This is a genomic window from Thioclava sp. ISO4, assembly GCF_058105145.1.
Window position 1 is genome coordinate 2,721,762 of the sequence record NZ_CM176571.1, and the last position, 24,591, is coordinate 2,746,352.

The 24,591-nt window shown below is 65.1% G+C and carries 28 protein-coding genes; 20 read left to right on the forward strand and 8 right to left on the reverse strand.

The window, feature by feature from the left end:
• Positions 1 to 178 precede the first annotated feature (178 nt).
• A complete protein-coding gene (locus AC2TZ7_RS13340) occupies positions 179 to 1,357 on the forward strand; it encodes an ammonium transporter (RefSeq protein ID WP_489866817.1) in 1,179 nt (392 codons plus the stop codon).
• Positions 1,358 to 1,434: 77 nt separating this feature from the next.
• Here the strand turns inward: AC2TZ7_RS13340 and AC2TZ7_RS13345 are convergent, their stop codons facing one another.
• A complete protein-coding gene (locus AC2TZ7_RS13345; RefSeq protein WP_078520790.1) occupies positions 1,435 to 1,893 on the reverse strand; it encodes a type II toxin-antitoxin system RatA family toxin in 459 nt (152 codons plus the stop codon).
• 84 nt (positions 1,894 to 1,977) lie between these two features.
• Between AC2TZ7_RS13345 and hpt the strand changes: the two genes are divergently transcribed.
• Positions 1,978 to 2,526 (forward strand): hypoxanthine phosphoribosyltransferase, encoded by a 549-nt coding sequence (gene hpt, locus AC2TZ7_RS13350; protein ID WP_489864604.1) that lies wholly within the window; start codon positions 1,978 to 1,980, stop codon positions 2,524 to 2,526.
• Positions 2,523 to 2,705, forward strand: a complete 183-nt coding sequence (locus tag AC2TZ7_RS13355; protein WP_078540785.1) for a hypothetical protein — start codon at positions 2,523 to 2,525, stop codon at positions 2,703 to 2,705. Before hpt ends, AC2TZ7_RS13355 begins: the two co-directional genes overlap by 4 nt.
• 142 nt (positions 2,706 to 2,847) lie before the next feature.
• Here the strand turns inward: AC2TZ7_RS13355 and AC2TZ7_RS13360 are convergent, their stop codons facing one another.
• The 5 genes from AC2TZ7_RS13360 to AC2TZ7_RS13380 form a co-directional block, all read right to left on the reverse strand.
• On the reverse strand, positions 2,848 to 3,843 hold the full coding sequence (locus AC2TZ7_RS13360; protein WP_489864605.1) for a branched-chain amino acid ABC transporter permease: 996 nt from the start codon (positions 3,841 to 3,843) through the stop codon (positions 2,848 to 2,850).
• Between the two features lie 10 nt (positions 3,844 to 3,853).
• Entirely contained in the window at positions 3,854 to 4,750 is an 897-nt protein-coding gene (locus tag AC2TZ7_RS13365) for a branched-chain amino acid ABC transporter permease (protein ID WP_232621600.1), read from the reverse strand.
• A 63-nt stretch (positions 4,751 to 4,813) separates the two neighbouring features.
• Complete coding sequence (locus AC2TZ7_RS13370; protein ID WP_218000515.1) at positions 4,814 to 5,521, reverse strand: ABC transporter ATP-binding protein; 708 nt, start codon at positions 5,519 to 5,521, stop codon at positions 4,814 to 4,816.
• 11 nt (positions 5,522 to 5,532) lie between these two features.
• The gene (locus AC2TZ7_RS13375; RefSeq protein ID WP_098411082.1) at positions 5,533 to 6,306 is read right to left on the reverse strand and encodes an ABC transporter ATP-binding protein; all 774 of its coding nucleotides are present in this window, start codon (positions 6,304 to 6,306) and stop codon (positions 5,533 to 5,535) included.
• Between the two features lie 72 nt (positions 6,307 to 6,378).
• The gene (locus AC2TZ7_RS13380) at positions 6,379 to 7,596 is read right to left on the reverse strand and encodes an ABC transporter substrate-binding protein (RefSeq protein ID WP_098411083.1); all 1,218 of its coding nucleotides are present in this window, start codon (positions 7,594 to 7,596) and stop codon (positions 6,379 to 6,381) included.
• 373 nt (positions 7,597 to 7,969) lie between these two features.
• On the opposite strand from AC2TZ7_RS13380, the gene AC2TZ7_RS13385 reads away from it, so the two are divergent.
• From AC2TZ7_RS13385 to AC2TZ7_RS13440, 12 genes are all read left to right on the forward strand, one after another.
• Positions 7,970 to 8,884 carry a LysR family transcriptional regulator gene (locus AC2TZ7_RS13385; RefSeq protein WP_489864606.1) on the forward strand — a complete coding sequence of 305 codons (915 nt, stop codon included), beginning with the start codon at positions 7,970 to 7,972 and terminating at the stop codon, positions 8,882 to 8,884.
• Positions 8,885 to 9,118: 234 nt separating this feature from the next.
• On the forward strand, positions 9,119 to 9,430 hold the full coding sequence (locus AC2TZ7_RS13390) for a virulence factor (RefSeq protein ID WP_489864607.1): 312 nt from the start codon (positions 9,119 to 9,121) through the stop codon (positions 9,428 to 9,430).
• Between the two features lie 14 nt (positions 9,431 to 9,444).
• Entirely contained in the window at positions 9,445 to 10,338 is an 894-nt protein-coding gene (locus tag AC2TZ7_RS13395; RefSeq protein WP_489864608.1) for a methylenetetrahydrofolate reductase, read from the forward strand.
• Positions 10,335 to 11,321, forward strand: coding sequence for a methyltetrahydrofolate cobalamin methyltransferase (locus tag AC2TZ7_RS13400; protein ID WP_098411086.1), 987 nt, complete (start codon positions 10,335 to 10,337; stop codon positions 11,319 to 11,321). The genes AC2TZ7_RS13395 and AC2TZ7_RS13400 overlap by 4 nt, the downstream gene beginning before the upstream one ends.
• A 374-nt stretch (positions 11,322 to 11,695) precedes the next feature.
• Positions 11,696 to 13,186, forward strand: a complete 1,491-nt coding sequence (locus AC2TZ7_RS13405) for a DUF2927 domain-containing protein (protein WP_489864609.1) — start codon at positions 11,696 to 11,698, stop codon at positions 13,184 to 13,186.
• 52 nt (positions 13,187 to 13,238) lie between these two features.
• A complete protein-coding gene (locus tag AC2TZ7_RS13410) occupies positions 13,239 to 13,406 on the forward strand; it encodes a hypothetical protein (protein ID WP_489864610.1) in 168 nt (55 codons plus the stop codon).
• A gap of 27 nt (positions 13,407 to 13,433) precedes the next feature.
• Positions 13,434 to 14,615: a vWA domain-containing protein gene (locus tag AC2TZ7_RS13415; RefSeq protein WP_489864611.1), complete on the forward strand. Its 1,182-nt coding sequence runs from the start codon at positions 13,434 to 13,436 to the stop codon at positions 14,613 to 14,615.
• Entirely contained in the window at positions 14,612 to 14,986 is a 375-nt protein-coding gene (locus AC2TZ7_RS13420) for a hypothetical protein (protein ID WP_489864612.1), read from the forward strand. The genes AC2TZ7_RS13415 and AC2TZ7_RS13420 overlap by 4 nt, the downstream gene beginning before the upstream one ends.
• Positions 14,983 to 15,603, forward strand: coding sequence for a DedA family protein (locus AC2TZ7_RS13425; RefSeq protein ID WP_489864613.1), 621 nt, complete (start codon positions 14,983 to 14,985; stop codon positions 15,601 to 15,603). Before AC2TZ7_RS13420 ends, AC2TZ7_RS13425 begins: the two co-directional genes overlap by 4 nt.
• 34 nt (positions 15,604 to 15,637) lie before the next feature.
• Positions 15,638 to 16,330, forward strand: a complete 693-nt coding sequence (locus AC2TZ7_RS13430) for a M48 family metallopeptidase (RefSeq protein ID WP_489866818.1) — start codon at positions 15,638 to 15,640, stop codon at positions 16,328 to 16,330.
• A 56-nt stretch (positions 16,331 to 16,386) separates the two neighbouring features.
• Positions 16,387 to 17,664, forward strand: coding sequence for a hypothetical protein (locus tag AC2TZ7_RS13435; RefSeq protein WP_489864614.1), 1,278 nt, complete (start codon positions 16,387 to 16,389; stop codon positions 17,662 to 17,664).
• Positions 17,661 to 19,034: a cytochrome P450 gene (locus tag AC2TZ7_RS13440; RefSeq protein ID WP_489864615.1), complete on the forward strand. Its 1,374-nt coding sequence runs from the start codon at positions 17,661 to 17,663 to the stop codon at positions 19,032 to 19,034. Before AC2TZ7_RS13435 ends, AC2TZ7_RS13440 begins: the two co-directional genes overlap by 4 nt.
• A gap of 10 nt (positions 19,035 to 19,044) precedes the next feature.
• Here AC2TZ7_RS13440 and AC2TZ7_RS13445 read toward each other — a convergent pair whose 3' ends face one another.
• Together AC2TZ7_RS13445 and AC2TZ7_RS13450 are read right to left on the reverse strand one after the other, a co-directional pair.
• A complete protein-coding gene (locus AC2TZ7_RS13445; RefSeq protein ID WP_489864616.1) occupies positions 19,045 to 19,719 on the reverse strand; it encodes a nucleoside/nucleotide kinase family protein in 675 nt (224 codons plus the stop codon).
• Entirely contained in the window at positions 19,719 to 20,336 is a 618-nt protein-coding gene (locus AC2TZ7_RS13450) for a thiamine phosphate synthase (RefSeq protein ID WP_134332659.1), read from the reverse strand. The genes AC2TZ7_RS13445 and AC2TZ7_RS13450 overlap by 1 nt, the downstream gene beginning before the upstream one ends.
• A 100-nt stretch (positions 20,337 to 20,436) precedes the next feature.
• Between AC2TZ7_RS13450 and AC2TZ7_RS13455 the strand changes: the two genes are divergently transcribed.
• The 5 genes from AC2TZ7_RS13455 to AC2TZ7_RS13475 all read left to right on the forward strand — a co-directional run bounded on the left by AC2TZ7_RS13455 (position 20,437) and on the right by AC2TZ7_RS13475 (position 24,591).
• The gene (locus tag AC2TZ7_RS13455; protein ID WP_489864617.1) at positions 20,437 to 21,192 is read left to right on the forward strand and encodes an RNA methyltransferase; all 756 of its coding nucleotides are present in this window, start codon (positions 20,437 to 20,439) and stop codon (positions 21,190 to 21,192) included.
• 20 nt (positions 21,193 to 21,212) lie between these two features.
• A complete protein-coding gene (locus tag AC2TZ7_RS13460; protein WP_489864618.1) occupies positions 21,213 to 21,941 on the forward strand; it encodes a hypothetical protein in 729 nt (242 codons plus the stop codon).
• Between the two features lie 69 nt (positions 21,942 to 22,010).
• Entirely contained in the window at positions 22,011 to 23,060 is a 1,050-nt protein-coding gene (gene alr, locus AC2TZ7_RS13465) for an alanine racemase (RefSeq protein ID WP_489864619.1), read from the forward strand.
• Positions 23,057 to 23,848: an MlaE family ABC transporter permease gene (locus AC2TZ7_RS13470; protein ID WP_078520812.1), complete on the forward strand. Its 792-nt coding sequence runs from the start codon at positions 23,057 to 23,059 to the stop codon at positions 23,846 to 23,848. The genes alr and AC2TZ7_RS13470 overlap by 4 nt, the downstream gene beginning before the upstream one ends.
• Complete coding sequence (locus AC2TZ7_RS13475; RefSeq protein WP_489864620.1) at positions 23,845 to 24,591, forward strand: ABC transporter ATP-binding protein; 747 nt, start codon at positions 23,845 to 23,847, stop codon at positions 24,589 to 24,591. Before AC2TZ7_RS13470 ends, AC2TZ7_RS13475 begins: the two co-directional genes overlap by 4 nt.

Sequence of the window (24,591 nt, forward strand, 5' to 3'; positions counted from 1 at the left end):
TCTATTCCGCCCACAGATCAGGCACACCCGCCCCGCATCGCTTATTTTTCGCGCAGTTGCAAAAGTGACGCGCGAATAGGCGGGTTTTGCACCAAATGTCTCTTTATTGCGCGCCGCGCTTATGGCCCCTGCCCTCGAGAGGGAATTTCGAGGAGGATTTGTCCAGATGGAAGCGGGGATGAACGCGGCCGATACCGCGTGGATCATGGTGGCGACGGCGCTGGTTTTGCTGATGACGCTGCCGGGGCTGGCGCTGTTTTACGGCGGGCTCGTGCGGGCGCGCAACGTGCTGTCGATCTTCATGCAGTGTTTCTCGATCGCGGCGCTGATGAGCGTGCTGTGGCTGCTGTTCGGCTATTCGATCGCCTTCGGGGACGCCAATGGCTACTGGGGCGGCTTGGGTAAATTCGCGCTGCTGGGCATCACGCCCGATACGCTGTCGGGCTCGATCCCCGAGATCGTCTTCTTCGGCTTCCAGATGACCTTCGCGATCATCACCCCCGCGCTGATCGTCGGCGCTTTCGTGGAGCGGATCAACTACGGCTTCGTGATGGTTTTCACCGGGCTCTGGATGCTGCTGATCTACGCGCCCGTCGCGCATTGGATCTGGGGCGGTGGCATCATGTCCGATGGCGGTATCTGGGGTGCGGTCGGCACCAAGGATTTCGCGGGCGGCATCGTGGTGCACGAAACCGCAGGCCTCGCGGCCCTCGTGCTGGCGCTGATGATCGGCCCGCGCGCGAAGCGCACCACGCCGCCGCATAACCCCGGCATGGTCGCGATGGGCGCTGGCCTTCTGTGGGTCGGCTGGTTCGGCTTCAACGGCGGCTCTGAACTGGCAGCCGATGGCGTGGCCGGCATGGCGATCACCGTCACCCATATCTCCGCCGCCGCCGCCTCGCTCAGCTGGGCGCTGTGGGAGCGTATCAAATTCGGCCGCGCCTCGATGGTGGGCCTCGTGACCGGCACGATCGCGGGTCTGGCCTCGATCACCCCGGCCTCGGGCTTCGTGGGTCCGATCGAAGCGCTGGTGATCGGCTTCGCCGCCGGGATCATCTGTCAGGAATTCGTCGTGCTGATCCGCGAGAAGCTGCATGTCGACGACAGCCTCGACGTCTTCGCAGTCCACGGCGTGGGCGGCATCTTCGGCACGATCATGATCGCGGTCTTCGGCCATGGCAGCTTCGTCGCGCAGCTCGGCGCGCTGGCCCTGGTCGGTATCTTCACCGTCGCGGGCAGCTGGGTGCTGGCGATGCTGGTGCGTCTGGTCTTCCCGCTGCGCGTGAGCGACGAGCACGAGACCAACGGGCTGGACCTGTCCACCCATGGCGAGCGCGCCTATGACATGAACTCCTGAGCGCAAGGGATTGACCCGAAATGGAAAAGGCCGCCCCTGTGGGCGGCCTTTTTCGTGACACCTGAGGCGAGATGCCCTCAGCCCTTCGGCCCGTACAATTCCTCGGCGCGTTTCTCGAAGGCGCGCACGATCCGCTGCATCGCCTCGTTGAAGACGACCCCGATCACGCCCTGCAGGATCGCGTTCTTGAACTCGAAATCGACATGGAAATCGACCTCGCAGGAGCCGTCGTCGCGATCGCTCATCCGCCAATGGCTGTGCATGTATTTGAACGGCCCGTCGAGATATTCGGTCTCGATATGGTGTTCGTCGGGATGCAGCACCACGCGCGAGCCGAACTTCTCGCGGAACACTTTGAACGAGATCACCAGATCGGCCAGCATCAGGATCGAGCCGTCCGGGCGTTCCTCGCGCGAGCGCACGCGGGCTGCCGAATTCCACGGCAGGAATTTCGGATAACTCCCCACATCGGCCACCAGATCGTAGATCTGTTGCGCGCTATAGGGCATGACCCGGTTCTCGTGATGCTTAGGCATGTCTCTCCCGTTTTCTTGCGCCTCTTGATGCGCTAAAGCTAAGCCCGAGTTCAAGCCCTACAACCCGTTTCGAGGCCCGACATCATGACGCAGCGCCCCTATGTGATCGACCAGATGATTTCGGCCAAGCAGATCGCGGCCCGGGTCGAGGAATTGGCCGCCGAGATCACCCGGACATTCAAGGGCACCGACAAGCTGGTCGTGGTGGGGCTCTTGCGCGGCTCCTTCGTGTTCATCGCCGATCTGGTGCGCGAGATCGACCTGCCGGTGGAGGTCGATTTTCTTGAGGCTTCGAGCTACGGCGACGCGATGACCAGCTCGCGCGAGGTGCGCATCCTCAAGGACCTGCGCGCAGGCATCGAGGGCCGCGACGTGCTCGTGGTCGAGGATATCGTCGATACCGGCTTCACGCTGCACCACGTCATGGGGATGCTGCGCGCCCGCAAACCGGGCCGTGTCGAATGCTGCGCCCTGCTCGACAAGCCCTCGCGGCGCGAGGTCGATGTGCGCGCGACCTGGACCGGTTTCGAAATCCCCGATGAATTCGTCGTGGGCTACGGCATCGACTTCGCGCAGCGCAATCGCAACCTGCCCTTCATCGGCAAGGTGCGCTTCACCGAGGATGCTTCGTGAATTACACGTGGCTGCTGCGCATGGCGCGGTGGGCACGCCGCCCGCCGTCGATGACGCAGGTGAAGATCGTCGCCGTCGTGGCGCTTGCCGTGATTGCGATCGTTATCATTGAAAAGCTGGGATACTGGCCGGACTGGGCGACGGTGAACCCGCGCGCCTTGCGCGCGCCCAGACCCTGAGCCCCCTCTTCCTCTTGGCGTAAGTATCCCGGGGGGTGAGGCGGGAAAGGCGGCCTTCCAGTGGAAGGACGCCCCGCCGAACGCCCGACGCGCAAGCGGCGGGCCGTGACGCGCGGGGGCAGAGCCCCCGCCACGCCAGTTTTTACAGCGACGAAATGCGCAGCAGACGCGCGATCTCGCCGACGATGCCGCGGCGGAACAGCAGCACGCAGGCGATGAAGGTGCCGCCGATCACGACCTGCACCCACGAGCCGATGCCCGACAGGAAGTGCTGCAGCGTGACCACGATGAACGCGCCCACGACCGGGCCGAAGATCGTGCCCATGCCGCCCAGAAGCGTCATCAGGATCACCTCGCCCGACATCTGCCAATGCGCATCCGTCAGCGAGGCGAACTGGAACACCAGCGCCTTGGTCGAACCCGCAAGCCCTGCCAGACCCGCCGAGAGCACGAAGGCCAGCAACTTGAACCGGTCGACGTTATAGCCCAGCGACAGCGCGCGCGGCTCGTTCTCGCGGATCGCCTGCAGCACCTGGCCGAAGGGCGAATGCACGATGCGGTAGATCGCGAGGAAGCCGACGATGAAGACGGCCGCCACGAAGTAATACATCGTGATCGGATCGCTGAGGTTGAAGATGCCCAGCAGGTTGCCGCGCGGGATGCCTTGCAGGCCGTCCTCGCCGCCCGTGAAGGGCATTTGCAGCGCGAAGAAATACACGATCTGCGCGAGCGCCAGCGTGATCATCGCGAAGTAGATACCCTGCCGGCGGATCGCGAGCGAGCCCACGACCCAGCCCATCGCAGCGGCCGCGAGCGTGCCCGCGATGATGCCGAGGATCGGCGGAAAGCCCCAGACCTTCAGCACATGGCCCGCCACATAGGCCGCACCGCCGAAGAAGGCGGCATGGCCGAAGCTGAGAAGGCCGGTGAAGCCGATCAGCAGGTTGAAGGCCGCCGCGAACAGCGCAAAGCACAGCAGCTGCATCACGAAGACCGGGTAGAGGAAGAACGGGGCGACTGCGAGGAAGCCCAGCAGCAGCACCCAGAACACCGCCTGCACCATGCGGCCGCGCTTATGGGTCTCGGGGCTGACGTCTTCCTGTTCGAATTCGCCGATGTCGCTTGTCGTATTGCTCATATCTTCACCCTCACCCTTGACGTCCGAAGAGGCCCGACGGGCGCACAAGAAGCACGATCACCATCAGCAGGAAGATCACCGTATTCGCGGCGGGCGCATAGAAGACCTTGGTCACGCCCTCGATCAGCCCCAGAGAGAAGCCGGTAATCACCGCCCCCGCAATCGAGCCCATGCCGCCGATCACGACGACCGCGAAGATCACGATGATCAGGTTCGCGCCCATCAGCGGGCTGACCGAGTAGATCGGCGCCGCCAGCACGCCTGCGAGACCCGCAAGACCGGTGCCGAAGCCGAAGGTCAGCATCACCATCAGCGGCACGTTGATCCCGAAGGCTTTCACCAGCTCGGGGTTCTCGGTGCCCGCGCGCAGCCGTGCGCCGATCCGGGTCCGCTCGATCACGAACCAGGTCACGAAACACACCACGATCGAGAAGACGATCACGAAGAGTCGGTATTTCGGGAACATCATGAAGCCGAGATTGGTCACGCCCTTCATGCTCTCCGGCATCCCCGGATAGGGCGTGCCCGACGCGTTGAAGAAGTTGATGAACAGGCCCTGCAGCACCAGCGTGATCCCGAAGGTCAGCAGCAGCGAGTAGATCGGGTCGAGCTTGTAGAGCCTGCGCAGCAGGAAGCGCTCGATCAACATCCCGAAACAGGCCACCAGGATCGGCGCGAGGATCAGCGCCGGCCAGAAGCCGATATGCAGGTCCGCCATGCCGATCCACTGACCGACATAGGAATACAGGATCAGCGCGAGGAACGCGCCGAGCATATAGAGCGCGCCATGCGCGAAATTGACCACGTTCAAGAGGCCGAAGATAACCGCGAGCCCGAGGCTCAGCATCGCGTAGAACACGCCGTTGTTTAGGCCCAGCATCCCCTGGGCAAGAATAAGTCGGATCATCGGATCCATCGGGGTTGTCCTCCCTGTCGGGTCTCGGGCGCCTGAGCCCGGCCCGGTTTCTCGTTACACGCTCAGGTAATGGTTCAGCCGGTCCATCGAGGCTTCGACCTGATCGGCTTCGATCACGTCGATCACCTCGCCATGTTCGATGACGTAATGACGGTCGGCGAGCGGGGCGGCGAAGCGGAAGTTCTGCTCCACCAGAACGATCGTATAGCCGCGCGATTTCAGGTCGCGGATCACGCGGCCCAGCGTTTTCACGATCACGGGCGCAAGACCCTCGGTGATCTCGTCGAGCAGCAGCAGCCGCGAGCCGGTGCGCAGGATGCGCGCGATGGCCAGCATCTGCTGTTCGCCGCCCGAAAGCCGCGTACCCATCCGCTTGCGGACATTGGCGAGGTTCGGGAACATCTCGAAGAGTTCCTCCACCGACATGCCGCCCTCGCCCACATTCGGCGGAAGCATCAGGTTCTCTTCCACGTTGAGCGAGGCGAAGATGCCGCGCTCCTCGGGGCAATAGCCGATCCGCGCATCGGGCGAGATCTTGTGCGTGGGTTTGTTGAGATATTCCTCGCCATTGATCTTGATCGAGCCTTCGCGGCGATCGACCATGCCCATGATCGAGCGCAGCGTGGTCGACCGGCCCGCGCCGTTGCGGCCCAGAAGGGTGATCAGCTGCCCCTCGCCCAGTTCGAGATTGATGCCGTGCAGCACGTGGCTCTCGCCATACCATGCATGCAGGTTCTCGATCTTGAGCATCGGTTTGGTCATCGTTTCGGTGCTCATGCGACCTCCTCCTGCTCGTCGGCGGAGACACCCATATAGGCCTCCATGACAGCCGGGTTCTTCGACACTTCGGAATAGGGCCCTTCGGCCAGCACTTCGCCGCGCGCCAGCACGGTGATCGTGTCGGCCAGTTCGGCCACGACGCCGAGGTTATGCTCCACCATGACGATGGTGCGCCCCTCGCGGACACGACCGATCAGCTCGGTCACGGCGCCCACGTCCTCGGTGCCCATGCCTTGGGTCGGCTCGTCGAGCAGCATGAGTTCCGGCTCCAGACCCAGCGTCGTCGCGATCTCCAGCGCGCGCTTGCGCCCGTAGGGCAGCTCCACCGCCTTGAGATGGGCGAACTCCTTCAGGCCCACCTGATCGAGCGCCGCGATGGCTTTCGCGTCGAGATCGTGCAGCACCGATTTGGAGCGCCAGAACTGGTAGCTCACGCCGAGCGAGCGCTGTAGCGCGAGGCGCACGTTCTCCAGCGCGGTCAGGTGCGGGAACACGGCGGAAATCTGGAACGACCGCACGATGCCCATATTGGCGATCTCGGCGGGTTTGCGATTGGTGATATCGCGGTCGTTGAAGAGGATCTTGCCCGAAGTGGGCGTGATGAATTTCGTCAGCAGGTTGAACATCGTCGTCTTACCCGCGCCGTTCGGGCCGATGATCGCGTGGATCGCGCCGCGCTTGATGCGCAGGTTCACGTCATTGACGGCCACGAAGCCGCCGAAACTCTTGGTCAGGTTCTTGGCCTCGAGAATGATATCGTCGCTCATGGTCTCGCTTTCGGACTGATACGCAGGCGCAGGGCGGTCGCAATGCCGCCCTGCGCCAAGGGTTTGTTCAGATCACTTGTTGACCAGCTTGCAGCCGCCCGCTTCGAGCGAGGCATAGGCCTCTTTGCCCGGAATGGTGCGCGCAACATCAGCCACGTCCCACGGATCTTCGCCGCCGTCCTTCACCTTGAGCAGATACATGTCATGCTCGAGCAGGCCGTCGGGACGGATGGTGCCGCCCTTGGCGAAGAAATCGTCGATCTTCATCTTGCCAAGCTGCTCACGCACCTTGTCTGCGTCGTCGGTGCCAGCCGCCTTGATCGCCTCGAGATAGGCCATGGTCAGCGAGTAGTCGGCCGCGTGCACGAAGGTCGGCGCTTCGCCGCCCGAGAACTTTTCGTACTCCGCTTTCCACTTCCGGCTCTCGTCATCCATGTTCCAGTACCAACCGCTGGTGAACTGGAGCCCCTTGGCGACGTCGGTGCCGAGCGACTTCACGTCCGAGATCAGCACGAGCATACCAGCGAGCTGCTGGCCGCCTGCGACGATGCCGAATTCATGCGCCTGCTTGATGGCGTTGACGGTGTCCTGACCCGCATTCGCGAGACCGATCACCTTCGCGCCCGAGCTTTGCGCCTGCAGCAGGTAGGAGGAGAAGTCGGTGGTTGCCAGCGGCACGTCCGAGCTGCCCACGACCGAGCCGCCCAGATCTTCCACGACCGAGGACGTGTTGTCCTGCAGCGCGTGACCGAAAGCGTAGTCGGCGGTGATGAAGTACCAGCTGTCGCCGCCATTCTTCACGACGGCCGTTGCGGTGCCGACCGGCAGCGCGTGGGTGTCGTAGCCGTAGTGGATACCGTATTTCGAGCAGTTCTCGCCGGTCAGGGCCGCGGTGGCAGCGCCGGTGGCGAAGGTGATGGTCTTCTTCTCGGAGGCGAGCTGCTGCACGGCAAGCGCCACGGCCGAGTTGGTCAGGTCGGCGATCATGTCGACATGTTCCTGGTCGATCCACTCGCGGGCGGTGGCCGAGCCGACATCTGCCTTGTTCTGGTGGTCAGCCGAGATCACTTCGATCGGCTTGCCGAGAACTTCGCCGCCGAAGTCGCGCACGGCCATCTTGACCGCGTCGACCGCGCCCTTGCCCGAGAAACCGGTCGAATAGACGCCGGACATATCGCCCAGCACACCGATTTTCACGGAGCCGTTCGAGATCGCGTCCTGCGCCATCGCGCCGCCTGCGGCCAAGCTCAGCGCTGCGGCGCTCACACCTGCGTAAATAGCTGATTTCATCAACATTCCTCCCATTGGTTGATAGATTTGGCTCCCCGGCGCGCGGCGCCATGAGAGCACACCGACGGGACGCCTTTTCGGTCCCTGCCGGAATAAGATCTTGTGTTTCTCCTCGTGCGGCCGTCCCTGCTCCTCAACGCGGCCGCCAGTGAATTCAGCGTGGAAACGGACGGACATTCAAGTGCTTGCGCCGCCGCGGTTCCCGTTGGCTGGATAAACTTCCCGTCAGTGCACGCACCTTAGGCAGAAACCGGCCATGTGCAAAAGGCTAGGTGGGAAAATGCACGCGACCATGCCACGTATTGCCAAACGCATGTGCGAAAATGCCCATATCTCCCGTTTTTCCGACGCGAGAGCGCAAAAAGGACCGTCAATGAGCTTCGATTGGGACGATCTTCGATTCTTTCTCTCGGTGGCCCGGGCCGGTCGCCTGACTGTCGCCGCCCGCGCGATGGGCACCGATCATGCCACGGTATCACGCCGGGTCAAATCTCTGGAGACCCAGCTTGGCGCGCAATTGTTCGAGCGCAGCCCGCGCGGCTATGCGCTCTCGGAACATGGCGAGCGGCTTCTGGCGAAGGCCGAGCAGATCGAGAATGTCGCGGCCCGCGTGCAGGACGAATTGTCGGGCACGCTCTACGCGCTGTCCGGCACAGTGCGGATCGGCGCGCCCGATGCGTTCGGGGCGTTCTTCCTCGCGCCGCGTCTGGCGGAATTCATCAAGGCCAATCCTGAACTGGAGGCGCAGCTGGTCGCCACGCCGCGGCTGTTCTCGCTATCCAAGCGCGAGGCCGATATCGCGATCACCCTGTCGCGGCCCGAAAAGGGGCGGCTCGTGTCCCGCAAGCTCACCGAATACACGCTGCATTTCTACGCCTCCCCGGATTATCTCGCGCGCAACTCAGCGATCAACCGCAAGGAGGATCTGCTGAAGCACCCGCTGGTCGGCTATATCCCCGAGCTGATCTACACGCCGGAGCTGGATTACCTCTCGGTCACGCTGGGCGATCACACGCCGCGCCTGTCCTCGACCAACCTCTTCGCGCATAAGCATGTCGCCGAGGCCGGGCGCGGGATCGCAGTGCTGCCCGATTTCCTCGCCCGCCACTCGACCAAGCTGGTGCCGATCCTGCCCGACGAGATCGAGATCCGCCGCACCTTCTGGCTGGTGACCCATGAAGACCTGCACGAGATCGCCCGCGTCCGCGCCGCGATGCGCTTCATCGCCGAGGAGGTCGCGAAGAACCGCGCAGAGTTCCTGCCCCAGGTCACCGCGCCCTCCGATTGAACGGGGCCGATTGGCGCCGCGGATTGACGCCACTGACTGAGCCGCACCTATTGAGCGGCGCTCATGATCTTGGCGCGGATTATTCCGATGCGCAGAGGTGGCCCAGCCCCCTGCCCGGCTGCTATCACCTGCCCCACAGTCACCGGCACGTCGCTCAGCCGCGACGGAATGTCGAAAATCCACCGCGCCCGGCGTCGCATTCGGGCAATTCTGTCACCACGAGGAGAGATTCGCATGGCACAGATCACCTTGGTCTATTGGCGCGACATCCCGGCCCAGATCATTGCGGGCAAGGGACGGCGTGGCGTCAAGAAACCGCTGCCCGAACGGTTCGAGCAGGCGATCGACCGCGCGGCCATGAAGATCGGCGCCCGCGACAGCGACGCCTATCTGGCCGAGTGGCGCAAGGTGGCGACGGGTGAGGAGCCCGGCGACGATGCCGAGGCGGCCGAGGCCGTGCTGGCGCGTATTCTCTCTGACTATGACGACGCGCGGTTGCGTGCGTTGATTGCCAATGACGGCTGGAACACCCAGCCCGACGCGTAAGGGAGAATAGGCGCATGGCTCTTGTGAATTTCCGCCGCGAGGCCAAGACCACGGCCCGTCCGCCGGTCAACGGCAAGATGACGGCTCTGCTGGAGGGCGCCTCGGTCGAGGTGATGCCCCGCACCGCCGCCAAGGTGGAAAGCTTCGCGCCTTTGTTCGCGAAGGGCTCCCGCGTCTATATCGCTCATATCGACGGCACCCCGATCGAGGAGATGCTCGCCACCGCCAAGCGTCTGCGCGAAGAGGGTTTCGAGCCGATGCCGCACTTCCCCGCGCGCATCATCCGCGACGAGGCGCAGCTCAATGATTGGGTCGCGCGCTACCGTGGCGAAGCAGGCGTCGAGCAGGCGCTGCTGCTGGGTGGCGGCGTGGCCGAGCCGAAGGGCGACTTCCACTGCGCGATGCAGATGATCGAAACCGGCGCGTTCGACGGCTTTGCCCGTCTGCATGTCGCCGGCCACCCCGAGGGCAACCGCGACATCGACCCCAATGGCGGCGAGGCCGAGGTGATGGCCGCGCTGAAGCTCAAGCAGGATTTCGCGAACCGCACCGATGCGGATATGGCGATCGCCACGCAATTCGCCTTCGAGGCCGGTCCGATCCGCGACTGGGCCAAGCGTCTGGAAGCCAACGGCATCGAGATGCCGGTTCATCTGGGCATCGCAGGTCCCGCGAAACTGCAGACGCTCCTGAAATTCGCCATCGCCTGCGGCGTCGGCCCCTCGCTGAAAGTGCTGCAAAAGCGCGCCCGCGACGTGACCAAGCTGCTCATGCCCTTCGAGCCGACCGAATTGCTGGCCGATCTGGCCGCCGATTGCCCGTCGAATATCGAAGCCGTGCATTTCTTCCCGCTGGGCGGTATCACCGCCACAGCCAATTGGATCGCCGAACAGAGAGGCCATGAATGACCCGCACCGTCCTTGAGTCCAAAACCAAAACCGTCGTGATCGGCTTTGACGAGCCCTTCTGCGTCATCGGGGAGCGGATCAACCCCACGGGCCGCAAGAAGCTGGCCGCCGAACTCGAGCAAGGCGATTTCTCGACCGTCGAGAAAGACGCGCTCGAGCAGGTCGCCTGCGGCGCCACGGTTCTGGACATCAACTCGGGCGCGGTGTTCTCGAACAAGATGGCCGAAGACCCGCGCTATGCGGATAACAACTTCGTCGAGCCCTCGCTGATGCGCGACCTGATCAACTGCGTGCAGGGCGTGATCGACGTGCCGCTGTGCATCGACAGCTCGGTCCCGGCGGCGCTCGAGGCGGGTCTGGAAGCCGCCGAAGGCCGCCCGCTGCTGAACTCGGTCACCGGCGAGGAAGAGCGTCTGGAACTCGTTCTGCCGCTCGTGAAGAAATACAACGTGCCGGTCGTCGCGATCTCGAACGACGACACGGGGATTTCCGAAGACCCGGACGTGCGTTTCGCCGTGGCCAAGAAGATCGTCGAGCGCGCCGCCGATTTCGGCATCCCCGCGCATGACATCGTCGTCGATCCGCTGGTGATGCCGGTGGGCGCGATGGCCTCTGCGGGCCGTCAGGTCTTCACGCTGGTCAACCGCCTGCGCGACGAGCTGGGCGTGAACACCACCTGCGGCGCGTCGAACATCTCCTTCGGCCTGCCGAACCGCCACGGGATCAACGGGGCCTATCTGCCGATGGCGATCGGCGCGGGCATGACCTCGGCGATCATGAACCCGGTGCGCAATCAGGAGATGGAGGCGATCCGCGCCGCCAACCTGCTGATGAACCACGACCCGAACGGGATGGAGTGGATCCGCCTGTCGAAGACGCTCGACGCGATGAAAGAGTCCGGCATCAGCTTCGCCGAAGCCTCTGCCGCAGCGGCCACCTCCTCCGCCGGTGGGCGTCGTGGCGGGCGCCGTCGCCGCGCCTGACCCGACCCACGAAGACAGTCGAACGCCCGGGGCTTGCTCCGGGCGTTTCGCATTTTGCGCATCGCGTTTCTTCCAGCCCGGATTTGTGACCCTTACAGTGGCGATTGATGCGAAAACGGGAACAAAACATCCTTGGATCCGCAACAATGGCGATGATCACGGCGCGATTCGCGGATCCGTGATCAATCCGAGCACCCACGCACAGAAACCGTCTCGTTCAGCGCTTTGCAGCCTCAGCTGTGCAGCAAACCGGCGGGATGTCGCCGCTTCAGGGCGCGCAGGCTCAAAATTCCGATTATAAGGCAAAGATTTACTGGTCGGGCTTAAACCCGTATGTGTACCTTTGCGGCAACGAACAGGGATCACACGCTGCCATGCGCTTAGCATTCAAACCGCTCAGCGCGGCCGCTCCGGCGCCAACGCGCCTCGGGACGGCACCGCGCTCAGGCCTGCTGAAGGGCGCGTCCGCCGGACGTGTTGCGGCACGGGCGGGCACGCTTGCCGCGCTGACGATCGCGGGCGCACTTGCCGCCTGTTCGACCAACGGCCCCGAAGTGACGACGACCCGCGGCACGGCCCAGCTTCTCGACCTCTCCGCGCCCGATTTGGCGCCGGGGCTGAAAAACGCCCCCCCGTCTGAGCGGCTCCCCGATAACAGCCATCTGGGCGCCGACTTCATGGAGCTCAGCTTCTTCCTCGAATCCGGGCGCGCCCTGCCGCGTTTCACCCGGTTCGAAGGCCCGGTCTCGATCACGCTGGCGGGCAACGCGCCGCCCGTGGCGCAGACCGAGCTTGGTCATCTGGTCCACCGGCTGCAGCGCGAGGCGGGGCTGAACGTCTCGACCGAGCCGGGCAATGCCAACACGATCTCGGTGCAATTCGTACCCAAACGGCAGATGCGCCGCGAGGTTCCCAATGTCGCCTGTTTCGTGGTGCCGAATGTCGAAAGCTGGACGGATTACCGCAACTCGCATGCCGACGAGGCCAGCGACTGGGCCAAGCTGACGCAGCGCCATTCCGCCACCGTGTTCATCCCCGCCGACTCCACCCCGCAGGAAATCCGCGACTGCCTGCATGAGGAGGTGAGCCAGGCGCTCGGGCCGGTGAACGATCTCTACCGCCTGCCCGACACGGTCTGGAACGACGACAATTTCCACACCGTGCTGACCAAGTTCGACATGACGATCCTGCGCGCCTATTACGACCCGGCGTTGCACACCGGCATGAGCCCCGCCGAAGTGCGCGCGGCCCTGCCCGCGATCCTGTCGAAGATCCACCCGTCGGGCGGTTCGATGCACGCCCTGCCCGCCGATCCGACGCCGCGCGCCTATGTGAAAGCGATCACCACCGCGCTCGGCCACGGGGCGAGCGACAAGCGCCGCCGTGCCGCCGCCGAACGCGCGACGAAGATCGCGACGAGCCGGGGCTGGCATGACAGCCGCGCCGCCTTCGCATGGTTCGCGGTCGGGCGGCTGACGATGAAGACCGACCCCGAGAAAGCGGTCGCGGCCTACAAGAAAGCGGGCCGGATCTATCGCGCGACGCCGGGCGCGGAAATTCAGGCCGCCCATATCGATATGCAGCTGGCAGCCTACGCGCTTGGCACAGGCCGCGCGCAGGAGGCGGTGACGCTGGTGAACCGCGCGCTGGCTTCCGATGTCTCGACCGAGAACGCCTCGCTGATGGCCACGCTTTACATGATCCGCGCCGAGGCCTATGGCCAACTGGGTGACGCTGCGCAGGAACATCAGGCCCGTCTCGACATGCAGCAATGGGCGCGCTATGGCTTTGGCTCTGACGCGGCGGTGAAACGCCGCGCGGATGAGGTGGCGGCCCTCGCCAATGCGGGCGCTCGCGTGAACTGACCGCAAAAGGCGGACCGGGCGCGCCCGGACCAAGACCGTAAGGGGGCGCAGCATGTATGTTCTGGCAGGTGTCGTGATCGGGCTGATCTGGGGCGACTGGAAGGCCCGCAAACGCGGCGGCAACAAGCTCGACCGGGCGCAATATGCCGCCGTCCATGCGATCGGGCTGGCGCTGGTGGGCTTCTTCGTCACCGTGATCATCAACCGCATCTGGGCATGACTGTCTGGGCGTGATTAGGGGGCGGCGATGTTCCTGCCATTCTTCGATGCTCTGCGGCGCGGCGGTGTCCCCGTCTCTCTGCGCGAATATCTGAGCTTCCTCGAAGGGCTGGCTGCGGGGCTTTGCACCTACGATATCGACGGTTTCTACTACTTCGCCCGCGCCGCGATGGTGAAGGACGAACGTTTCCTCGACCGGTTCGACCGGGCGTTTTCCGAGGCCTTCTCGGGGTTGGAGGCAATCACGCCGGACGATGTGCTCAACGCCGTCGATCTGCCCGAGGAGTGGCTGCGTAAACAGCTGGAGAAACACCTCACCGACGAGGAAAAAGCGCAGATCGAGGCGCTTGGCGGGTTCGACAACCTGATGGAGACGCTGAAAAAGCGGCTCGAGGAACAGAAAGGCCGCCATCAGGGCGGCAATAAATGGATCGGAACGGGTGGCACCTCGCCCTTCGGCGCTTACGGCTACAATCCCGAAGGCGTTCGGATCGGCCAGAAGGAAAGCCGCCACCAGCGCGCCGTGAAAGTCTGGGACAAGCGCGAGTTTCGCGATTTCGACGACACGGTGGAACTGGGCACCCGCAACATCAAGGTGGCGCTGAAACGCCTGCGCCAATGGGCGCGGCACGGCGCAAACGAGGAACTGGACCTGCCCGGCACGATCCGCGCCTCGGCCGAGGCGGGCTATATCGACGTCAAAACCCGGCCCGAGCGGCACAATGCGGTGAAGGTGGTTCTCTTCCTAGATGTGGGCGGCTCGATGGACGCCCATGTGCAGCTGGTGGAAGAGCTGTTCTCCGCCGCAAAATCCGAGTTCAAGCATCTCGAGCACTGGTATTTCCACAATTGCCTCTATGAGGGCGTCTGGAAATCGAACAAGCGCCGCTGGAACGAGGCGACGCCGACCTGGGACGTGCTCCACCGCTATGGCCCCGATTACAAATGCATTTTCGTGGGCGACGCGTCGATGTCCCCCTATGAAATCACCCATCGCGGCGGCGCGAACGAGCATTGGAACGACGAGGCGGGCCATGTCTGGCTCACCCGCGCGCGCGAGCAATGGCCCGATCACACCTGGCTCAACCCGATCCCGGAGCGCGGCTGGGGCTACACGCAGTCGATCCAGATCATCCGCGAGATATTCGAGAACCGGATGCATCCGCTGACCCTCGAAGGGATCACAGCGGCAATGAAGGAACTCGGATGAACCGGCTGCGCTACCTCTGGGGGCATCACAAGATCGCCTCGCTGGGCTTCGTCCTCGCGGTCGCGCTGTCGCTGTTCTTCGGCGCAAGGTTCGTCTCGCGCGCGATCTACTGGTCCGACCCCGCCCATTTGCATCAAAGCCCCGAGGAATGGATGACGCCGGGCTATATCGCGCGCAGCTGGCATCTCGAGATCGAGGAGGTCGACGCGATCCTCGGCATCGAGGACGGGCACGCTTTGGTCGGCAACGGACGCCCAACGCTGGAACGCATCGCCAAGGCCAAGGGCGAGCCGCTGCAGGACCTGATCCGCAAACTCTCGCTGGGCCTGCCCAAGACCGTCGCCGACAAAGAGGCGCAGCCACAGCAATGAGCTTCTCCGACCTCTCAGATTGGCTGCTCGCGCAGGTGCCGCTCTACGGGCCGTGGCTCTTGGGCCTCACGACCTTCCTGAGCTGCCTCGCGATCCCGGCCCCCTCCTCGCTGATGATGATCGCAAGCGGCGCCTTCGTGGCCTCGGGCGATCTGGACCTCGCGACGGTCGGCGGCGCGGCCTTCGCCGGCGCGGTGATCGGCGATCAGGTGGGCTTCCAGCTGGGCCGCCGGGCCGAGCGCTTCCTGCCCCATCCCGACACCAAACGCGGCGCGCTGGTCGCGAAAGCGATGGCCGCCCTGCGCAAACGCGGCGCGGTCACCGTCTTCTTCACCCGCTGGATGTTCTCCGCGCTCGGGCCTTGGGTGAACCTCGCAGCCGGCGCGTCCGGCTTCGCGCATCGGCGCTTCACCCTCGCGGATCTCGCGGGCGAAGCGGTCTGGGTCACCACCTATGTGGGCCTCGGCATCACCTTCGGAGCCAATCTGGACGCCGCGGCCGAGCTTGCGGGCAACGCGCTGGGGCTGCTGGGCGCGGGTGCTGCCGCCTTCGCCTTCGGCTGGTGGCTGTGGCACGCGGCCAAGCGCGCCCCGAAAGCCCCCCAATCCGACGCTTGATCACGGGCCTGCGAGCCGCCATATCCATCCCATGTTGTTCCGCCTTCTCCCGATCCTGCTGCTGGTCCTCTACGGCTTCGCCATGTGGCATTTCTCGACCTGGCAACTCAAACGCCAGCTGAACGGGAATTCCCGCCGGTTGCGCGACAGCAAGCTGGAGCCCTATCTCGACCGGCTCGCCGCCGCGCTGGAAGTCTCGGAAATCCCCGTCCATGTCTACCAGATCGAGCCGGTGAACGGCCTTGCCGCCCCCGATGGCCGCGTCTTCATCACCGAAGGCTTCATGCGCAAATATCGCGCGGGCGAAGTGTCCTCGGAGGAACTGGCCTCGGTGATCGCGCATGAGCTGGGCCATGTCGCCTTGGGCCATTCGCGCCGCCGGATGATCGACTTCTCGGGCCAAAACGCCCTGCGCGCCGTGCTGATGACGGTGCTTGGCCGCTTCATCCCCTTCATCGGCCCGTGGATCGCCAACCTGATCACCGCAGCCCTCGCCGCCCGCCTCAGCCAGCGCGACGAGTTCGAGGCCGATGAATTCGCCTCCGCGCTGATGATCAAGGCGGGCTTCGGCACCGAGCCGCAGGTCACGCTGTTCCACAAGCTCGACGCGCTGACCAAGAACGCGGGCCAGACCACGCCCGCCTGGTTGCTGACCCACCCCAAGACCGAAAAGCGCATCGCCGCGATCGAGGCGAACCAGCTGCGCTGGTCGCGTGCAGAGCACTGATTTTCCTTACTTTCGCCGCGCAGGGCCGCTAATCTGCCCGCGAGGAAGGGCAGTGAATGACAAGCGGGTCGACAGCGCGGGTGCATAGGCGCCGGGTGTTCTACATCCCCGGCTACGACCCGATTCATCCCCGCCGCTACCGCGAGCTATACCGCAAGGAAGGCGCAGACCAGGCCCGTATCTCGGGTTACGAGATCGCGCTGGCCCCGAAACGCGCAGGCGGCCCCTATGGCTGGCATGTCACCTCCACCCAGGACGGCGCCGACGTCGAGGCCGATGTCGAGGTGCTGGTCTGGTCCGATATCGTGCGCTCGTCGATGGGCAAATCGATCCCCGCGACCTATGCGCAACTGGTCCGCACGGCCTGGGCCTATATCGCCTCCGGCGCGCTGTTCCGACTGATGCGGCTGCGCAAAGGCCCGGTGATCGCAGCACTCTACCCGATCGTGGCGCTGATCGTGCAGGCGCTGTTCGGGATCGGCCTTGGCTGGGCTGCGGCGGCACTCGCATTGGCGCTCCTGCCCGGCTTCCCGCTCGATTGGCTCGCAGGCCTCACCCTCGGCGCCGCGATCCTCACCCTGACCCTACGCTGGTTCCGGGCCAAGGACGGCAAGCTCTTCGCCTATTACCTGATGCATGACTACGCGTTTACCGCGCGCTGGGGCGGCGCGAACCCGCCCGAGCTGGAGGCTCGCATGGCCGAATTCGCCGCCCGCATCGAAGAGGCGATGCGCGAGGACTGGGACGAGGTGCTGATCGTCGGCCATTCCTCGGGCGCCCATCTCGCCGTCTCGATCCTCGCCGACCTGATCCGCGAGAACTGCCTCCCCCCTTCCTCTTGGCAAAAATATCCTCGGGGGGAGGCCGTCAGGCCGGGGGGCAGACAGCCCCCAGCGCTCTCCTTTCTCTCCCTCGGTCAGGTCGTCCCGATGGTCAGCTACCTGCCCCGCGCCACACGGCTGCGCGCCGATCTCGCCTACCTCTCCACCCGGCCCGAGCTGTTCTGGCTCGACGTCACCGCGCCGGGTGACGGCTGCGCCTTCGCGCTCTGCGATCCGGTCGCGGTCTCGGGCGTGGCACCGGAGGGCCAGATCCACCCGCTGGTGATCTCCGCCGCTTTCACCCAGACGCTCAGCCCCGAGCGCTGGCGCACCCTCCGCTGGCGCTTCTTCCGGCTGCATTTCCAATATCTCTGCGCCTTCGACCGGCCCGGAGATTACGACTATTTCCGCGTCACCGCCGGGCCGCTGACACTGGCCGAGCGCTTCCACGGTCGCGCCCCGTCGAAAAGCCGGATCACGACTCCCGCGAACCGGTTCACGAGCGTCACATGAGCCAGCCGTCCCGCCTGCCCCCGAAACCGACCCCGCGCCCGGATCGCGTCTCGCTCTGGCGCTATTTCCGGCTGTTCAAATCCGACATCCTCTCGGCTCAGCCCGCGCGTCTCTACCGCGCATGGATGGCGGAGTTCCGCACGCCGTTCTTCCGCTCCTATATGTGCAACGACCCCGATCTGGTCGATCTGGTGCTCAACAAACGCCCGATGGACTTCCCGAAATCCGACCGCGTGCGCGAGGGGCTGAAACCGCTTCTGCGCGAGAGCGTCTTCATCACCAATGGCGCGCAGTGGCAGCGCCAGCGCCGGATCATCGACCCCGCCTTCGAGGGCGGAAAGCTGCGCGAGACCTTCCCGGCAATGTGGGCGGCGGGCGAGGCTTGCGTCGAGCGTATGAAGGTGAAGATCGACGCCGAACCGATTGATATTGAAGCGGAAACCTCTCACGTCGCCGCCGACATCATCTTCCGAACCCTGTTCTCGATCCCGATCGAGGATGAGACCGCCAGCGCCGTGTTCGCCGCCTTCAAGCGTCATCAACGCGCCTCTCCGGTGGTCAATCTCGGTGCGCTGCTGCCGCTGCCGCGCTGGTTTCCGCGCTTTCATTCCCGCGAGACGAAGCGCACCGCGGCCCATATCCGCGCGCTGATCGAACGGCTGACAACAGAGCGCGCCGCCCGGATCGCCGCCGGCACCGCGCCCGACGATCTGGCGACCAAGATCATGACCACCGCCGATCCCGAAACCGGCGAGACCTTCGATACCGCCGAGATGGTCGATCAGGTCGCGATCTTCTTTCTCGCGGGCCACGAGACCTCCGCCTCGGCGCTGGCATGGTCGCTCTATCTGCTGGCGACGCATCCCGAATGGCAGGATCGGCTGGCCAAAGAGGCCGAGACCGCGCTGGCGGAAAGCTCCGACTTTTCCGTGCTTTCCAAGCTGAAGTTGAACCGCGCGACCTTCCGCGAGGCGATGCGACTTTACCCGCCCGTGCCGATGTTCGTGCGCGAGACGACCTGCCCGGAGCGTTTCCGCAAGCGCGCGGTCAAACCGGGCAGTCAGGTGGTGATCTCACCTTGGCACCTGCATCGCCACGAGCGGCTCTGGGACAATCCCGACGGGTTCGACCCGAGCCGCTGGGAGACCGAGAACGGCAAGGCCTGCCAGCGCCGCGCCTATATCCCGTTCTCCTCCGGCGCGCGGGTCTGTCCCGGCGCGGGGTTCGCCATGGCGGAGGGGCCGCTTGTGCTTGCAATGCTGCTGCGGGCGTTTCGGTTCGAGGCTGTCGAGGGCCGCGAACCGGTCCCTGTCGCGCATCTGACAGTGCGCGGCAAGGATGGGATTTACCTCAGTATTTCAAAGCGTTGAGGCACGAAACTCAGTCACGCACGACCAGATCGGCGGCGCGGCTCTCGCGCGTGATGGTCCGGCCATTGGGCAGGTCGTTTTCCTCGACGCGGCGGCGCGTCTCGGCCAGATCGCAGCCCTGATCGCGCCAGCGTTGAGTCAGCCGCTCGCGCAGCACTTCTTCGGGCAAATCGATGCGGATCGTGAGATCGAAGAGCGGGTAGAGATCGCTCCAACCGGGCCGCGTCAGCAGCAGATAATTGCCTTCGACGATCAAATATTTCGCCGAGCCCGGCACGCTTGCGCCGCCCGGAACGGTGGCGTCCAGATCGCGGTCGAAGGTCGGCACCGGCTCGTCCTGCCGGCTCGATTTCAGGCGAGAAAGAAGCTGCGAAAACCCTTCTGTGTCAAAGGTTTCAGGCGCGCCCTTCACGTTGCGCAAGCCGCGCGCGTCGAGCCAGTCATTATCGCGGTGAAAGCCGTCCATCGCGACGATGGCCGATTGCTCGCCGAGCGCCTCAGCCAGCTCATGCGCAAGATGCGACTTGCCCGCACCGGGGCCGCCGACCAACCCGATCAGCAGCCGCTCGCCCGGAAGCTGGCGGATATGCGAGGCCAGATCGGCGCGCGGCACCTGCAGCTCGCTCTCCATGAAGGCCCCGTGATCGCCCATCGGGCCGTCGCTATCGCCGAGCCAATCCGGCATCACGACATCGCCTTGATGAACCGTCCCAGAGCTGCGGCCGGGTCGTCCTCGCGCCAGACCTCGTCGCCGAAGGCGAACCAGTCGGTGACGGGGGCGAATTTCGTGACCAATTCTTCGGTCAGCGCACCCTCGGCCACCACCGGCACTTCGATCACTTCCGACCACCAGGCGAACAGCTCGTGCTCGGCGGGTTCGGCCGTTCCCAGATTGGTCTCGCCGATCGGGCCGAAGCAGACATAGTCGGCCCCCGCCTCGCCCGCGTTCATCCCCTCATGGCGGGAATTGCCGCAGAAGCTGCCGACGATCGCATCGTCACCCAGCTCCTTGCGACCGTAGCGGATCTGTTTCGCGCCATCGATGAAATGCACCCCGTCGAGCCCGTGGCGTTCCACCAGAGCGACATGGGATTCGATGACCAGCGCCACGTCGCGGGCATGGGCCACTTCGCGCATCGCATCGGCGATCCGGCCGATCTCGTATTCGTCGCGACTGGCCAGCGACAGGCGGATGCAGGCGATGTCGTGCGCATCGAGCACCGAGGCCAGTTTCGGCGCGAATTCCTCGGCGTCGAAAGCGGGCGGCGTGATCAGGTAAATCTGCGGGCGGTCTTCGGCCATGGGCAGGCTCCTTTGCGGGTCTTGGCCGCCTATTAACGCAAGCGGCGCGGCCTTGCCAGTGCCAGCTTGCGCGACTAGGAGAGGCGCGAAAGGACCGCCCATGCCCAATACGCCCGAAATTCCCGATCCCGCCCAGCCCGCCTTCATCCTCGTGCGTCCGCAGATGGGCGAGAATATCGGAGCGGCGGCGCGCGCGATGCTGAACTTCTCGCTGCGCAAGATGCGGCTGGTGGAGCCGCGCGACGGCTGGCCCAACCCCAAAGCGGTGGCGATGGCCTCGGGCGCGGCCGGTCAGGTGCTCGACTTCGCGGGCGTCTATGACAGCGTGGCGGAGGCGGTGGCCGATTGTGATTACGTCTTCGCCACCACCGCGCGGGGCCGTGAATTGCCCAAACCGATCTACACGCCCGAGGCGGCGATGGAGGAGGCGCGCAAACGCATCGTCGCGGGCCAGAAGGTCGGCGTTCTGTTCGGGCCCGAGCGGACGGGGCTGGAGAATGACGACATCCTGCGCGCCAACGCGATCATCACCGTGCCGGTGAACCCGGAATTCTTCTCGCTCAACCTCGCGCAGGCGGTGCTGCTGTCGGCCTATGAATATTCGCGCCACACGCTCGACTCGGTTCCGGTCGATCCCGGTCTTGCGGGCCATGATCCGGCGAGCGCGGTCGAGGTCGAGAAGCTGGGCGATCACTTCGAGCAGCGGCTCGAGGAGGCGGGCTTCTTCCACCCGCCCGCGAAGGCGCCGATAATGAAGCGCAACCTGCGCAACATGTGGACGCGTTTCGCGATGACGCGCTCGGAGGTGCAGACGCTGCACGGCGCTCTGCGACAAATTCTCCGCCCGCGCGACTGACGCTTGGTCAAAGACGCCGCTTGCGCCATCTTGAGAGCATGTGGCGCGTCATCCGGGTCTCAGCATTGGCAGTTCTGGCGGGTGGGCTCTTGGGTCTGCTCGCGCTGTTGTGGTTCTACCCGGTGCTGGCGGCGGGGCTGTGCCCGCGCTGTTTCGGGATGGACCGGGCCGCGCCGGGCATTTTCGTCGAACATGAGATGAGCCGCGCAGAGCGGCGCGATCTGGTCGAGACGGTCGATGCGGCGCGCGATACGGTCGCCCAATTCTATCCCACGCGCGAAGCCCATACCCGCATTCTCGCCTGCACGAGCGACGGCTGCGACCGCCGCCTTGGCGGACGGGGTGCGGCGGCGGTGACCTATTCGCTCGGGGCTTGGGCGGTGGTGCGCGTGGCCCCGCGCGGGCTGACCGAGACGATCCTCGCCCATGAGCTGACCCATACCGAGACCCATGCCCGGCTGGGGGTGTTGGGTCAGGTGCGCGGTCGCATGCCCGCGTGGTTCGACGAGGGGCTCTCGGTGCTGGTCTCGAAGGATCCGCGCTATCTGGGGCCGGGCTCGGGCATCGAGCGCTGTCAGGCGCTGCCACGCGCCGATCTGCCCACATCGCCTTTCGACTGGGCGCCGCAGGCCGGGCGCGACAACGGGCTTTATGCCGAGGCCGCCTGCGCCGTGCTGATCTGGGAGGCGCATCAGGGCGGGCCGGAGGCCATCCTCGCGCGGCTGGAAGACGGGCGCAGCTTTCCCTGAAACGCAGCCATGCGCGCGGCTTGCGCGGATTGCCCTTGACCTGAGGCCGTGTGCGCAGAAAAAGGGGCCATGGCACAGGCAAATCTTCATATCGACCTCGACGCAGTGGTCAGCAATTGGCGCGCTCTCGATGCGCAATCGGGCGCGGCGACGCGCACGGCGGCGGTGGTGAAAGCCGACAGCTACGGCTTGGGCGCAGGGCGCGTGGCTCCGGCTTTGTATCAGGCGGGTGCGCGGGACTTCTTCGTCGCGCTGGCGGAGGAAGGCGCAAGGCTGCGCCCGCATCTGGGCGAGGACGCGCGGATCTTCATCCTCGGCGGTCATATGGCGGGCGATGCGGGTTTCCTGCGCGACGCGCGGCTGATCCCGATGCTCAACTCCGCCGAACAGGCGCAGCGGCATCTGCAGGCGATCCCCGAAAGCCCCGTGGGCGTGCAGCTCGACACCGGGATGAACCGCCTCGGGATGGAGGCAGCCGAGTGGCAGGCCACCGCCCCGCAACTGATGGAGCGCGGGATCGAGCTGGTGATGAGCCACCTCGCCTGCTCCGACGAGCCCGATCACCCGATGAACGCCAAGCAGCTGGCCGAGTTCAAACGGATGACCGACGGCATGGGGCTGAGCCGCTCGCTCGCGGCGACGGGCGGCATCCTGTTGGGCCCGGACTATCATTTCGACGTGACGCGGCCCGGCATTGGCCTCTATGGCGGACGCCCCTTTGACGACGCGCGCCACGTGGCGACCCTGTCGCTGCCGGTGATCCAGACCCGCATGGTCCAGCGCGGCGAAACCGTGGGTTACGGCAACACCTGGACCGCAGAGCGCGAGACCAAGATCGCGACGCTCTCGGCGGGCTATGCCGACGGGATCCACCGCGTGCTGTCGAACATCACCCATCTTTACGCAGGCGACACGCCATGTCCGCTGCGGGGCCGCGTCTCGATGGACCTGCTGACGGTCGATGTGACCGATCTCGATACGGTGCCCGACACGCTCGATCTGCTCGGGCCGCATCAGGGCGTCGATACGCTGGCCGATCTGGCGGGCACGATCGGCTATGAAATCCTGACCTCGCTCGGTCCCCGCTATGCCCGGAATTACGCGGAGCCCACCGCATGAATGCAGCGGCGCTCAGCCGACCGCTGGCCGCGCTGGGGCGGGCCACGCTCGCGCTGATGGCGGCGACGGGGCGTCTGTCGCTCTTTGTGGGCGAGACGCTGAGCCACCTGCTCCGCCCGCCCTTCTACCTGCGGGAATTCTGGCTTGCATGCCTCAATATCGGCTGGCTGTCGCTGCCGGTCGTGGGAATGACCGCGCTGTTCACCGGCGCCGCGCTGGCGCTGCAGATCTACGCGGGCGGCGCGCGCTTCTCGGCCGAACAGGTCGTGCCCTCGATCACCGCGATCGGCATGGTGCGCGAGCTGGGCCCGGTCCTGGGCGGCTTGATGGTGGCGGCGCGCGTCGCGTCGAGTATCGCCGCCGAGATCGGCACGATGAAAGTGACCGAGCAGATCGACGCGCTCACCACGCTCTCGACCAATCCGATGAAATATCTCACCGTGCCGCGCGTGCTTGCCGCGACGCTTTGCGTGCCGATGCTCGTCGGCGTGGGCGACGTGATCGGGATCATGGGCGGCTGGATGGTCGGCGTGAACCGCCTCGGCTTCAACTCGGCCACCTACCTCAAGAACACATGGGACTTCCTTGAATTCTGGGACGTGGGATCGGGCCTCGTGAAAGGCGCGGCCTTCGGCTTCATCGTGGCCACGATGGGCTGCTATCACGGGATGAATTCGGGCCGCGGCGCGCAGGGCGTGGGCCGGGCCACGAAATCGGCAGTGGTCGCCGCCTCGGTCGCGATCCTCGCGGCAAATTACGTGCTGACGGAGGCCTTCTTCTCGGCATGATCACCCTCGACGCCATAACCCGCAGTTTCGGATCGAAACACGTCCTGCGCGGCGTCGATCTGGTGGTGCCGACGGGCCAATCCACCGTCATCATCGGCGGCTCGGGCACCGGTAAATCGGTGCTTCTGAAATGCATCCTCGGGCTGATCGAGCCCGATGGCGGCAAGATCACACTCGACGGGGTCGATGTGCATGAGGGAGAGCGCGATGCGTTTCTCGCCCGCTTCGGGATGCTGTTTCAGGGCGGCGCGCTGTTCGACAGTTTCTCTGTCTGGGAGAACGTGGCCTTCCGGCTGCTGCGCGGCGCGCTGAAGCGGCCCAAGGCGGAGGCGCGCGAGATCGCGGTGGAGAAGCTGCGCCGCGTGGGGCTATCGCCCGATGTGGCGGACCTGTTCCCGGCGGAACTGTCGGGCGGGATGCAGAAGCGCGTGGGGCTTGCCCGCGCCATCGCCGCAGAACCCGAGATCATCTTCTTCGACGAACCCACGACCGGGCTCGACCCGATCATGGCGGGTGTCATCAACGAGCTGATCCGCGAAATCGTCACCGAGATGGGCGCGACCGCGATGACGATCACCCATGACATGACCTCGGTCCGGGCGATTGCCGACCGGGTCGCGATGCTTCACGCGGGCAAAATTCGCTGGGAAGGCCCGATCGCGGAAATGGACGCAACTTCCGACCCTTACGTCCAACAGTTCATCCACGGACGCGCCGAAGGGCCGATCGAAACGCTGCGCTGA

What these genes read in the sequence shown, in the direction of transcription:
- AC2TZ7_RS13340 (WP_489866817.1), top strand. Translation starts at nt 179, where the DNA reads ATGAACGCGGCCGATACCGCGTGGATCATGGTGGCGACGGCGCTGGTT.
- AC2TZ7_RS13345 (WP_078520790.1), bottom strand. Translation starts at nt 1,893, where the DNA reads ATGCCTAAGCATCACGAGAACCGGGTCATGCCCTATAGCGCGCAACAG.
- hpt (WP_489864604.1), top strand. Translation starts at nt 1,978, where the DNA reads ATGACGCAGCGCCCCTATGTGATCGACCAGATGATTTCGGCCAAGCAG.
- AC2TZ7_RS13360 (WP_489864605.1), bottom strand. Translation starts at nt 3,843, where the DNA reads ATGAGCAATACGACAAGCGACATCGGCGAATTCGAACAGGAAGACGTC.
- AC2TZ7_RS13365 (WP_232621600.1), bottom strand. Translation starts at nt 4,750, where the DNA reads ATGATCCGACTTATTCTTGCCCAGGGGATGCTGGGCCTAAACAACGGC.
- AC2TZ7_RS13370 (WP_218000515.1), bottom strand. Translation starts at nt 5,521, where the DNA reads ATGACCAAACCGATGCTCAAGATCGAGAACCTGCATGCATGGTATGGC.
- AC2TZ7_RS13375 (WP_098411082.1), bottom strand. Translation starts at nt 6,306, where the DNA reads ATGAGCGACGATATCATTCTCGAGGCCAAGAACCTGACCAAGAGTTTC.
- AC2TZ7_RS13380 (WP_098411083.1), bottom strand. Translation starts at nt 7,596, where the DNA reads ATGAAATCAGCTATTTACGCAGGTGTGAGCGCCGCAGCGCTGAGCTTG.
- AC2TZ7_RS13385 (WP_489864606.1), top strand. Translation starts at nt 7,970, where the DNA reads ATGAGCTTCGATTGGGACGATCTTCGATTCTTTCTCTCGGTGGCCCGG.
- AC2TZ7_RS13390 (WP_489864607.1), top strand. Translation starts at nt 9,119, where the DNA reads ATGGCACAGATCACCTTGGTCTATTGGCGCGACATCCCGGCCCAGATC.
- AC2TZ7_RS13395 (WP_489864608.1), top strand. Translation starts at nt 9,445, where the DNA reads ATGGCTCTTGTGAATTTCCGCCGCGAGGCCAAGACCACGGCCCGTCCG.
- AC2TZ7_RS13400 (WP_098411086.1), top strand. Translation starts at nt 10,335, where the DNA reads ATGACCCGCACCGTCCTTGAGTCCAAAACCAAAACCGTCGTGATCGGC.
- AC2TZ7_RS13405 (WP_489864609.1), top strand. Translation starts at nt 11,696, where the DNA reads ATGCGCTTAGCATTCAAACCGCTCAGCGCGGCCGCTCCGGCGCCAACG.
- AC2TZ7_RS13410 (WP_489864610.1), top strand. Translation starts at nt 13,239, where the DNA reads ATGTATGTTCTGGCAGGTGTCGTGATCGGGCTGATCTGGGGCGACTGG.
- AC2TZ7_RS13415 (WP_489864611.1), top strand. Translation starts at nt 13,434, where the DNA reads ATGTTCCTGCCATTCTTCGATGCTCTGCGGCGCGGCGGTGTCCCCGTC.
- AC2TZ7_RS13420 (WP_489864612.1), top strand. Translation starts at nt 14,612, where the DNA reads ATGAACCGGCTGCGCTACCTCTGGGGGCATCACAAGATCGCCTCGCTG.
- AC2TZ7_RS13425 (WP_489864613.1), top strand. Translation starts at nt 14,983, where the DNA reads ATGAGCTTCTCCGACCTCTCAGATTGGCTGCTCGCGCAGGTGCCGCTC.
- AC2TZ7_RS13435 (WP_489864614.1), top strand. Translation starts at nt 16,387, where the DNA reads ATGACAAGCGGGTCGACAGCGCGGGTGCATAGGCGCCGGGTGTTCTAC.
- AC2TZ7_RS13440 (WP_489864615.1), top strand. Translation starts at nt 17,661, where the DNA reads ATGAGCCAGCCGTCCCGCCTGCCCCCGAAACCGACCCCGCGCCCGGAT.
- AC2TZ7_RS13445 (WP_489864616.1), bottom strand. Translation starts at nt 19,719, where the DNA reads ATGCCGGATTGGCTCGGCGATAGCGACGGCCCGATGGGCGATCACGGG.
- AC2TZ7_RS13450 (WP_134332659.1), bottom strand. Translation starts at nt 20,336, where the DNA reads ATGGCCGAAGACCGCCCGCAGATTTACCTGATCACGCCGCCCGCTTTC.
- AC2TZ7_RS13455 (WP_489864617.1), top strand. Translation starts at nt 20,437, where the DNA reads ATGCCCAATACGCCCGAAATTCCCGATCCCGCCCAGCCCGCCTTCATC.
- alr (WP_489864619.1), top strand. Translation starts at nt 22,011, where the DNA reads ATGGCACAGGCAAATCTTCATATCGACCTCGACGCAGTGGTCAGCAAT.
- AC2TZ7_RS13470 (WP_078520812.1), top strand. Translation starts at nt 23,057, where the DNA reads ATGAATGCAGCGGCGCTCAGCCGACCGCTGGCCGCGCTGGGGCGGGCC.
- AC2TZ7_RS13475 (WP_489864620.1), top strand. Translation starts at nt 23,845, where the DNA reads ATGATCACCCTCGACGCCATAACCCGCAGTTTCGGATCGAAACACGTC.